Annotated in this window: 8 protein-coding genes; 7 read left to right on the forward strand and 1 reads right to left on the reverse strand. The window is 35.8% G+C overall.

The window, feature by feature from the left end; translation table 11 throughout:
- The first annotated feature begins 47 nt into the window (after positions 1-47).
- From BCR25_RS00980 to BCR25_RS00995, 4 genes are all read left to right on the forward strand, one after another.
- Positions 48-734: a response regulator transcription factor gene (locus BCR25_RS00980; RefSeq protein ID WP_069661733.1), complete on the forward strand. Its 687-nt coding sequence runs from the start codon at positions 48-50 to the stop codon at positions 732-734.
- Complete coding sequence (locus tag BCR25_RS00985) at positions 727-1,746, forward strand: sensor histidine kinase (RefSeq protein ID WP_069661734.1); 1,020 nt, start codon at positions 727-729, stop codon at positions 1,744-1,746. The genes BCR25_RS00980 and BCR25_RS00985 overlap by 8 nt, the downstream gene beginning before the upstream one ends.
- 107 nt (positions 1,747-1,853) lie before the next feature.
- A complete protein-coding gene (locus tag BCR25_RS00990; protein WP_069661735.1) occupies positions 1,854-2,612 on the forward strand; it encodes an ABC transporter ATP-binding protein in 759 nt (252 codons plus the stop codon).
- A gap of 2 nt (positions 2,613-2,614) precedes the next feature.
- Positions 2,615-4,600: an FtsX-like permease family protein gene (locus BCR25_RS00995; protein ID WP_069661736.1), complete on the forward strand. Its 1,986-nt coding sequence runs from the start codon at positions 2,615-2,617 to the stop codon at positions 4,598-4,600.
- A 223-nt stretch (positions 4,601-4,823) separates the two neighbouring features.
- Here the strand turns inward: BCR25_RS00995 and BCR25_RS01000 are convergent, their stop codons facing one another.
- Positions 4,824-7,520 carry a serine hydrolase gene (locus BCR25_RS01000; RefSeq protein ID WP_069661737.1) on the reverse strand — a complete coding sequence of 899 codons (2,697 nt, stop codon included), beginning with the start codon at positions 7,518-7,520 and terminating at the stop codon, positions 4,824-4,826.
- 527 nt (positions 7,521-8,047) lie between these two features.
- On the opposite strand from BCR25_RS01000, the gene BCR25_RS01005 reads away from it, so the two are divergent.
- The 3 genes from BCR25_RS01005 (at position 8,048) to BCR25_RS01015 (ending at position 10,121) form a co-directional block, all read left to right on the forward strand.
- Complete coding sequence (locus tag BCR25_RS01005; protein ID WP_069661738.1) at positions 8,048-8,593, forward strand: NADPH-dependent FMN reductase; 546 nt, start codon at positions 8,048-8,050, stop codon at positions 8,591-8,593.
- 338 nt (positions 8,594-8,931) lie between these two features.
- Positions 8,932-9,711 carry a leucine-rich repeat domain-containing protein gene (locus BCR25_RS01010; RefSeq protein ID WP_069661739.1) on the forward strand — a complete coding sequence of 260 codons (780 nt, stop codon included), beginning with the start codon at positions 8,932-8,934 and terminating at the stop codon, positions 9,709-9,711.
- Between the two features lie 110 nt (positions 9,712-9,821).
- On the forward strand, positions 9,822-10,121 hold the full coding sequence (locus BCR25_RS01015; RefSeq protein WP_069661740.1) for a nucleoside triphosphate pyrophosphohydrolase family protein: 300 nt from the start codon (positions 9,822-9,824) through the stop codon (positions 10,119-10,121).
- The last annotated feature ends 440 nt before the right edge of the window (positions 10,122-10,561 follow it).

Raw genomic sequence — 10,561 nt, forward strand, 5'->3', positions numbered from 1 at the left:
AAATAAGAACAAGAAATAGCTGTATAGATTGTGGAGGTTAACTATCTATGAATCAAAGAATATTCATTGTTGAAGACGATCCAGTAATAACGGAAGTCATTGAGCAACATTTGACAAAATGGGGCTTTATCTGCAGTAAAGTAGCGAATTTTCAACATGTAAGTCAGGAGATTCAAGCATTTGAAGCCGATCTAGTTTTACTAGATATTTCTCTTCCCTTTTACAATGGCTTTTATTGGTGCCAAGAAATTCGTAACTATTCAGAACTGCCGATTATTTTTTTATCTTCTGCTAGTGATAATATGAATATGGTCATGGCGATGAATTTAGGAGCAGATGATTTTATGGCCAAGCCGTTTGATTTATCTGTATTGGTTGCTAAAATTCAAGCGTTGCTGCGTCGTAGTTACCAATTTGGCAATAGTCCGCTTAAATATACCTATCAATCGTATGAGTTGAATCCTCAAGAAAATATAGTGAAATTTGGCAATGAGACAGTTCTGCTAACTCCGAATGAAAGTAAAATATTATTGTTGCTATTTCAAAAAGCGGGTAAAATCGTATCTCGAGAAGAAATCATGGAAAAGTTGTGGGAAGGCGATGAATTCGTTGACAGCAATACATTAGCAGTCAATATGACTCGGCTGCGAAAAAAACTTTCAGTGATTACTTTAGATGATAGTATTCAAACAGTGAAAAATAAAGGCTATCTTCTGGAGACAGCCGATGAATAAATATTATGCTGAAATAAAACTAGTCCTCTTTTTTATACGAGAACGCTTTTTAGTGTATGGTTCATATATGCTGCTTTGCTTTCTTTTTTTCTTTACATTTTATTTGTGGGAGCTCCCATTGGAACCTTTTATTGACGCAGTCGCATTTACGTTTCTTTTTCTATTTATTGTGTCGGTCTACTACTTTTTACGTTATCGCCGGATCCATAACGAATTGGAGCGAATCAAAAAAATAACTAACTTTCACAGTAGTCAATTCGGTCTGCTTCCTAAAAAGACCTATTCGTTGTTGGAAAAAGATTATTCTGAGCTATTTTTAGCAGCCGTAAAACAAAAAGAACAACTCGAATTGACGAATGACGAGCGCAATAATCAATTGATCGATTATTACAGCTTATGGAGTCATCAAATCAAAACGCCGCTTGCTGCTTTAGATCTTTTAGTACAGGCACAGGCAGATCCAGCACCTGCGATGAAAGCGGAGTTGTTTAAAATTGAAGAATATTTGCATATGATGCTGCAGTATTTAAGAATGAATCATGTCAATAATGATTTAGTATTAAAGACTGTTGATTTGAATCAGTTGATTCGGCTGACGGTCAAAAAGTATGCGGCATTTTTCATTCAAAAAAATCTAACCGTGTCTATTGAACCAGTCAGAGAAGGGATAGTCAGTGATGAAAAGTGGCTAACGTTTATTCTTGAACAGATCCTATTCAATGCGATTAAATATACTCCGGATCAAGGAAAGATCACGATCTATTATGAAGGAGATTCATTAGTGGTCAAAGATTCCGGCATTGGGATTCTTCCAGAAGACTTGCCGCGTATTTTTGAGCAAGGCTATACAGGATTTAATGGACGTGAACATCAAAAGGCTACTGGCTTAGGTCTATATATGAGTGATAAAATTGCTCAAAAAATAGGTCTGGTTCTATCGGTAGAATCTGAGGTTGCAGTTGGTACGAAACTTTTTATTCACTTTCCACAGGAACACTTTCAAACCGAATAAAGAAGTCAAACTTACAGCATTGTAAGTTTGTTTTTTTATCTGTAAGTAGTATCTTGATCGCTCCTAAATTATGATAATGGTAAGGAAATAAACAGGAGGAACGCACAATGAAATTATTAGAAGTCAAAAATGTAAAGAAAATCTATCAGACTCGATTTAGTGGTAATCAAGTTGAAGCATTGAAGCAGATCAACTTCTCTGTGGAAGAAGGAGAATATGTAGCAATTATGGGAGAATCAGGTTCTGGGAAAAGTACGTTATTGAACCTTTTAGCGACGCTAGATCAGCCTACCACTGGAGAAATACTGTTAAAGGGCAATAACCTTTCCAGTATCAAAGAAAAAGATTCTGCTGCTTTTCGTCGCGATCATTTAGGTTTTGTATTTCAAGATTTCAATTTGCTGGACACGTTTACAGCAAGAGACAATATCTTTTTGCCATTAGTATTAGCAAAGGCTTCGGTTGCCAAAATGGAACAGCGCATGGCACCACTAGCATCTAAACTGGGACTTATCGATTTGTTGGACAAGTATCCCTATGAATTATCTGGCGGACAAAAGCAGCGTGTGGCTGCTGCTAGGGCAATTATTACGAAACCAGATATCATTTTAGCAGATGAACCAACGGGGGCGTTGGATTCAAAGACTTCTGCTCAGTTATTAGATATGTTTCAGCAGTTGAATAATGATGGACAGACGCTATTGATGGTTACTCACAGCGCAGTTGCGGCTAGTCATGCGAATCGTGTTTTGTTTATTAAAGATGGACAAGTATTCAATCAACTTCATCGAGGCAATCAAACGAATGAGCAGTTTTTGACATTGATTTCAGAGACTACGACAGCCTTGCTGACAAAGGAGGCATAACGATGTTTTATTTTAAATTAGCCACAACCAATCTGAAAAAAAATCGAAAAGTCTATCTGCCATTTCTCTTATCCATGATTTTTCTAGTCGTAATAAATGTGATTTTACAGATTTTATTGAAAAATAAAGGCATGGATACCTTACCTTCGGCTGCATCAGCGAAGCAACTTTTTGGCTTTGGACAGTATGTGATTTTGATTTTTACAATTATTTTTTCTGTATACACGAATAGTTTTTTGTTGAAACAGCGGAAAAAAGAATTAGGACTGTATAATATTTTAGGAATGGGTAAAAAAGAGCTGACTCGTATGCTGCTTTGGGAAACCTTGTTATCTTATGCAATCACGATCGTTTGCGGGACGATCATCGGCTCTATTTTTGCTAAATTATGCTTTTTATCTTTGAAAAAATTAACACAGCTAGGTGATCAATTTATTTACAGTTTTTCTATAGAAAGCATTATTTTTGTTACGCTCTTATTTTTATTAGTATACGGCTTGCTATTTCTATGGAATATCGTACAGTTACGTTTAGCGAATCCGATCGAGTTGCTAAGAGGCTCTCAACATGGTGAAAAGGAACCGAAAACGAAATGGCTGACAGCGATTACTGGAATTGCTTGTATCGGCATTGGATATTATATCTCCATTACGATCAAATCCCCGCTTAGTGCTCTTTCTCTTTTTTTCATTGCTGTTGTATTGGTGATCATCGGGACGTATGAGTTATTTACCGCCAGCAGTATCGCAATATTGAAGCTGTTAAAAAAGAACAAGCACTATTATTATCAACCGAATCACTTTATCTCTGTTTCAAGTATGATTTATCGAATGAAGCAAAATGCGGCAGGTTTAGCGAGTATTTGTATTCTGTGCACAATGGTTTTAGTCACTATTTCAACGACAGCTAGTCTTTATTTTGGGATGGAAAATGTTATGCAAAATCGTAATCCATTTGATGTGACTGTAGGTGCACAAGGAGATCAGTTTACCAAGGAGCAGATGGAAGACATAAACACTGAGCTAAATCATTTAGCAAAAGACAACGATATTGAGTTTCTTGACAATAAGCTAATGCAAATAAGTAATAATGTACTGTTATCAAGAAAAGCGGATGGTGAATATATAGGTGCTGATGATACTACATTTGACAATTCTGGGATGTTTAATTTTATCACCGCTGAAGAATACAATCGCTTGACTGGTGAACAGCTGACGTTGTCAGATAGTGAAATTGCGTTATACATGCTGACAGGCACGTACAAAAAATCAATGATTAAAATGGCCGATCATTCTTATACGATCAAAAAGCAAATCGACAAAATCGATTTTCTACAACAAAGCGATTATGGTCTGATCGATACGTTCTTTATGATTTTCAAAGATGAGCAACAAATAAAGATACTCATGGATTCCTTACCGGAAAAAAGTGGGAAAGGTAGGGTGTATTCTCTTTATGCAAATCTAAAAGGAACAACAGAAAACCGTTTAGCCTTTGGTTATGCAGCACGAGAGTATTTAATTCAACGTTCTCCTGACCTAAGTTTTTCTTCAATAGATTTAGATCGAGAAGATTCAATTTCTTTTATCGGCGGTTTTCTATTCATGGGCATTATCTTTGGACTGACATTTACCCTTGCAGCTGGGATCATCATTTACTATAAACAGGTTTCAGAAGGAACAGAAGATCAAGCACGATATGACATTATGCAGCGTGTAGGTATGAGTCATCAAGAGGTACAAAAAACGATTCGCAGTCAGATTCTTATGGTTTTCTTTTTCCCAATCAGCTTAGCAGCACTGCATTTAGCTTTTGCTTTTCCACTTATTCAGAAGTTGTTGGTTTTATTTGGATTGACAGACTGGCAGTTTTTCATGGTCGTTTGTTGTGTAACAGTTATTAGTTTCTTCTTTATTTATTTGCTGATGTATTGGCAAACATCGAAAGTTTATTATCAGATTGTTGAGCGAAAAGTGGGAAGAGTATGATTTTAGAATAGTGGCATAGTTAAAGTGAACGATGAACTTGTGAATGTTTCTATTCTTGAATACATTTGTTTTGGAAAAAGAGTTAAATTAGGCAATACTAAAAAAGAAATACTTGTTGAAATCCTTTTAATAGGTTCAACAAGTATTTCTTTTAACATCATGAAAATAGTACGTTAAATAATTTAGTTCGTAATGGTTTCAGCTATCCCACATATAAACTAGATTATTTCATAATAGCATAAATATCTCTTGAAATAACTGAGATCGTTTCATACGAAACATAATTTTTAGTCATTATACTAAGGATGTATGGTTTTTTAGCATAAACAATTGCAACATCATGACGATAAGAATCCACATCACCAATTTTATGTCCAACCTTAACTGGAAGATATTTAGGAATTCGTTGGTCATCGTAGACTGTGTTCTGTAAATATTGATTAGCAACTCCACCAAGTTTATAGATTGCTTGAATGAGTAAGGCATTTTGCTTAGCACTTGCCCGCAATGTCCAGCTACTCCAGTTTCTTCCTGTAATAGAATTTATCTCATTTAAAAAGGTTCTATCGTATTGATTCGCCGAGTAATATCCTAAAAAGTTTGCTCCGACATTATCAGAATATTGTATTGTATTTTTTAAAGCGGTCTGAACTGAATAAAACTGATAATTTGCATATTTTGGCATAATTCCAGCACCTTCAGGTGAATAAGCGCCTCGAAAGTTATTTACTTGAGGGGTATAAAGTAACGGCTGATTCAATTTCATTGCCCCAGAATTTATTTTTTTCTGAGTATAGTAGATTCCAGGAAGTTTCCCAGTGCTTGCCGCAACAAATTCAGTATTAGGATTTATAGAGGCAGAACCAAGACCATTTGTGGGCATGACATAAATTCCCAAATCACGGCTATTATATTTTCTATTTAGTAAATCCTGAACTTTCTTTAATTTTTCAGAGTAATCATTTTGCTGATAACTTTTCGAAAGACTTGGTGCGTACTTTCCTTTTTGGACAAGTCTAACTTCAATAGCTTCCATACGATAACCAAAAGCTGAAGTTCCTGCTTTTTCACCATTTTTAGTCCACCCTAGCCAACCAAATGATTGCACATGTGTACGATAATAAATATCGTAATATTTCTGTAGCTCTCCTGTAAGTCGTATTTGAATCGCTTCAATCTGAAGACTTCTTCCAGTTGTTCCAGAAAGTGCACCATTGGCAACGAACCCTTGCCAGCCAATATTTTTGATATGAGAATTATATTGGATAGACCCGTTTAAGTCAGAGTTAGGGACATTAAACTTAAGTCCTTCAATTGGCAGACGTTTTCCTGTTGTACCAATGATCTTACCGCTAGTATCTGCTGCTTGCCAGCCAATATTGCTAATATGCGCTTGGGTACTTAGCTTAGGTGCTTTTATTGCCGGTTTTTTAGTAGTTCCAGGAGCAGTACTTCCTTTGACGACTAGTTTGATTCGGACAGCCTGAATGCTGAAAGTAAAACCAGTTGTCCCGGCAAGTTGATCATTTTTAGCCCAGTCAAGCCAACCAAAATTTGCCGAGTGAACTTGATAATACACATCAAATTTTTCTGCAAGCTGACCTGTCAACTTAATCTGAAGTGCTTCTACCTGTAATTTTTTGCCAGTTGTCCCGGAGAGAAGTCCGTCGCTGACATATTGTTGCCAGCCAATATCTTTAATATGACTTCTATAAGAGATTCCCCCAGTGAGATCTGGATGTGTAAGATTGATTTTTAGACCTTCAATCTGTAGTTTTTTTCCAGTTGTTCCAGAAATTGTTCCGCTTGTTACAGGATTCTGCCAGCCAATAGTTTGGATATGTGTTTGATAGTTTAGTTTTGGAGCGGTTATCATTGGAGTAGTTGTGGCTCCAGGAGCAGGTTCGTTTTTACCAACTAGTTTGATGCGCAGTGCCTGCATATCCAATGAGAAGCCTGTTGTACCAGCAATTTTATCGTTTTTTGCCCAATCTAGCCAACCAAACTGCGCTGAATGGACTTGATAGTATACATCATATTGATCTGATAATTCACCAGTTAGTTTAATCTGAATGGCTTCGATCTGTAGTTTTTTTCCAGTTGTTCCAGCTAAAGCACCGTCACTGACATAACTTTGCCACCCAATATCTTTTACATGTGCTCTGTAAGAGATCCCTCCTGTTAGTTCAGTATGTTCTAATCGAATCTTCAATGCTTCCATTCTCAATTTTTTGCCAGTCGTTCCTGACAGCTCACCATCTTTGACAGGCGATTGCCAGCCAATATCTTTAACATGGCTTTCATAGCTAATAGAAGGAGCTTTGGCTGGCTCAGAAGGCACCTCTGTCTCTGTTGTTGTAGGTGTTGTTTGGGAATAAGTCGCTGTTTTTTCTTCTAGTGATACTTCTATCTTTTTTATATAAGTAGCGTTTTTTGATTTTTCAGCGGTTAGCCCATCTTTAGTCCATTCAGACCACACATTGTCATCCGAGTATACCCGATAATTGATTGAATAATCATTTGAGTACTCTTCCGATAGTGAGAAGGTGATGTTTTTTAGGGATTGTTTTGGAAAGAGTATCTCTTCTCCATCACTTGCTTTAAGTATTGTGCCGTCAATGGTTGTCAGGGTGTAAGTAATTCCCTTTGAACTCTTTTCCAGTGCGTTATCAAAGAGACTTGCTTTCATTCCAGCGATTATATCTTCTTCGTTAAGTGAAGAAGTCCACTCTGTTCCTACAAGCATGGAAAAATCAAGATTAACATGTTTTTCTTCAGTATCTGTAAAGTTAGTCTCTTGCGGATTTTCTTGCTGACTACTTTCTAACGTGTCTGATTCCTCAATGTTGATAGCGTTTACCGAAGAGGGCGCGATAAGAAAAACAAGACATGTGAGTGCTAAAAAAATTATTTTTTTCATTTTATTAATCGTCCTTTTTTTTAATTATATTATAGAATATTTCGCTTCTTTAAACTAGTGATTATATGGAAATAGGATATAAATAAGAAAAAAGGGATAAAAATACTTTTTGTACTTGTGAACAATAGTTAGAATTGAAGCAAAACTATTCAAATGTTTGTTTGGTTTGCCTCTATTGTTCACAAGGAGCGATAGATCTTGTTGAATATAATCGATTAGCGAGTGAGTCAAAGACAGATTTCCAGCAATTTATGAATAACTTTAAGACACCATACTAGTGATGGAAGAACGGTTTTTTATAGATGTATTTTTTATGCTATCGTTCTTTATCTGATGTTTTCCTTGTTCGTATTGTTATTTTATAACAAATGTTATGTTTTGAGTATATTGCTAAATATCGTTTTATGATAAAAGTAAAAAATAGTTTGTGTTATTTGTCAATTTAGGCTTGAAATATCTTGAATCAAGGCGTATACTCAGTATATAAAATAAACTTACTTTTAGTAAGTGTTTGGAGGAATAAAATTATGACAAAATATGGTGTAATCGTAGGCTCTACTAGAAAGAATTCATACTCAGAAGCAGTAGCAAAAGCTATCGTAAAAGGACTTCCAGCAGATGCAGAAGTGACATTTTTAAACATCAAGGATTTACCATTATACAATCAAGATTATGATGAAAATTCACCAGAAGCGTATACAACGTTTAGAAACGAAGTTGCGGCTCAGGATGCATTTATTTTTGTAACACCAGAACACAACAGAAGTATCACAGCGGCGTTAAAAAATGCGTTAGATGTTGCTTCTAGACCTTGGGGACAAAGTGTTTGGGGTGGTAAACCAGCATTAGTTGCTTCTCAATCTATCTCAGGTATTTCAGGAGTTTTGGCTAACCATGTGTTACGTCAATCATTAGTATTCTTGGATATGCCAACAATGCAACAACCAGAAGTATATATTGGTCAATCAGATAAACTATTTGATGAAAATCTTGAACCAAATAATGAAGGCACTAAAGATTTCTTAGCAAGTGTCGGCGCTCAATTTAGTCAATTTGCTGCTAAATTTGCTTAAAGGGTCAGCTAAATAGGCTGAAGCCAAGTGTTTAGTGGTCGAGGCTCAGGTAGACATTGTTCATTGATTTATCTTCATAAGAGCTGTTTCAGTCATTTAGTTAAGCTTGAGGCAGCTGAAGGATCACTCGTAGAGGTTTATTTTAGCCACTCTTTATCTAAAAAAGAAAACAGAGGTAAATGTCATTTGTTGATGGCAGTTGCCTCTGTTTTTTTGTATTTTTATTGGTTAAATAGCTTTTTATAATCGACAAACCGTACATAAAAATAAAGGACGAGTTGTAAACGTTATCTTTTTTGCTGTATACTTTAATTATATTAAAGAGGGAGGTTTTAATTTTGAAAAAGCTGAGTGTGGGACTTGGGATTTTAATGTTGCTAGTGGGAATCGGTGGTGCTGGTCAAAAGGGCTTTGCTCGCGAGGATGTTGTTTATTTATCTGATGAAGGTTTACGAAACAGCATAATCGAACAACTTGAAACACCTGTAGAAAATCAATTACCAACGATTCAGCAAATGGCTGAGCTAACATCACTAAGCGGAGCTTGGAACGGTTCTATTGAAGGGGCTCAATATGCGGTCAATGCAACTTCGATGCAGGTAAGTGGGAACGGTATCATCGACTTTCGCGCTATTGCTGGAATGAAAAGTCTAAAAAATTATTATGCCTATTCATCGTTGATCCAAGGTTCTGAAGAGAAGGTCTTGGATATTTCTCCATTTGGGGAATTAAGGAATCTCGAAACATTGTACTTTGGTTATGCTAATATTCAAGATTTTAGTAGATTATCAGAGCTGTCACATCTTAAATCTATAGAAGCGTATGGTGGTTATAATGTAAAACTACCAACTGTTTATGTGGATAAAGCTACAGGTAAATTTATTATGGAGCACCCTGTGAAGTATTCAAAACAATTCAATGGAGAAAGAACGGTGGAAGGATATACAGATAAATCAGATGTTACTATCCGTCCAGTAATCGAAGGTCAAGCAGTCGTGATAGATAATTTAAAGGAAGAGGTTGCAACGGTCTATCTTACTTTTGAAGCTTCCTCGAAAGAGCCAAACTCAGCCTTTTTTGCTAGCTTTAGCTGTGAGGTGCCAGTAGTCTGGTACTAAAGAAGTTTTCATTATCTATTTGTTAAAGAGTGCTACAAAAGTAAGCATTTTTTGTAGTACTTTTTTGGTTAAGTAGAATGCCACATAAAGAGTTAGAAAGGATGTAGGGAATGAAAAAAGAGGAGTATTTAGCAGTGGTTGCAATGGAAGAATGTGCTGAAATTCAGCAAGCCTTATCAAAAGCTATTCGATTTGGCTTTGAAGATCATCATCCTTTAAGAGCAGACGAGACGAATGAAGAACAGATGCTGACAGAATTTTATCAACTGACGGCAATGATCGAAGAACTGCAAAAACAAGGAATCATCGAAGGCTTCAATAAAGATAAGATCACTCAAATCAAACAAGATAAAATCGACAAGGTGTATCATTATATGAACGATTCAAAGCAACAGGGACGGCTGGATTGATACATGTCAGGTATCTGACTCTAAGACGACTGAAAAGAATATGACTAGTTTTAGACAGAAATGATAAGTTTCTCTATAAACCTATGAATTTCGTATGTAAGCAGATTCTTTTTAGTTCCAACAGATTCCAAAGTGATTAAAGAGATTATCAGAGAATCTGAACGAGAGGAACCTGAATAAAAAGAATCGTTTCTGTGTTTTTTTATGAACAAGTTGGAAATTCATTCAGATTCTTATTTTTCCTATAGAAGTAATGAATAAATTGATGAAAAATAGACGGAAACATTTGTATTTTCTAAATAAAGGAGTATACTCTAAATTGGAATCATTCTAAATTTAATAAAAAGAGTTTCCACAAATTGGTTATAAGTAAGTTTATTTTATTCGTGGCAGGACGTCATTTTTACAGATCCAACCAACTGTACTGATGAATCGGCTTT

Source organism: Enterococcus termitis (genome assembly GCF_001730305.1).
GTDB lineage: Bacteria > Bacillota > Bacilli > Lactobacillales > Enterococcaceae > Enterococcus_L > Enterococcus_L termitis.

Bases quoted from the DNA above. Each gene is read 5' to 3' on its own strand.
- BCR25_RS00990 (WP_069661735.1), top strand. From the start codon at position 1,854: ATGAAATTATTAGAAGTCAAAAATGTAAAGAAAATCTATCAGACTCGA.
- BCR25_RS00985 (WP_069661734.1), top strand. From the start codon at position 727: ATGAATAAATATTATGCTGAAATAAAACTAGTCCTCTTTTTTATACGA.
- BCR25_RS01005 (WP_069661738.1), top strand. From the start codon at position 8,048: ATGACAAAATATGGTGTAATCGTAGGCTCTACTAGAAAGAATTCATAC.
- BCR25_RS00995 (WP_069661736.1), top strand. From the start codon at position 2,615: ATGTTTTATTTTAAATTAGCCACAACCAATCTGAAAAAAAATCGAAAA.
- BCR25_RS01000 (WP_069661737.1), bottom strand. From the start codon at position 7,520: ATGAAAAAAATAATTTTTTTAGCACTCACATGTCTTGTTTTTCTTATC.
- BCR25_RS00980 (WP_069661733.1), top strand. From the start codon at position 48: ATGAATCAAAGAATATTCATTGTTGAAGACGATCCAGTAATAACGGAA.
- BCR25_RS01015 (WP_069661740.1), top strand. From the start codon at position 9,822: ATGAAAAAAGAGGAGTATTTAGCAGTGGTTGCAATGGAAGAATGTGCT.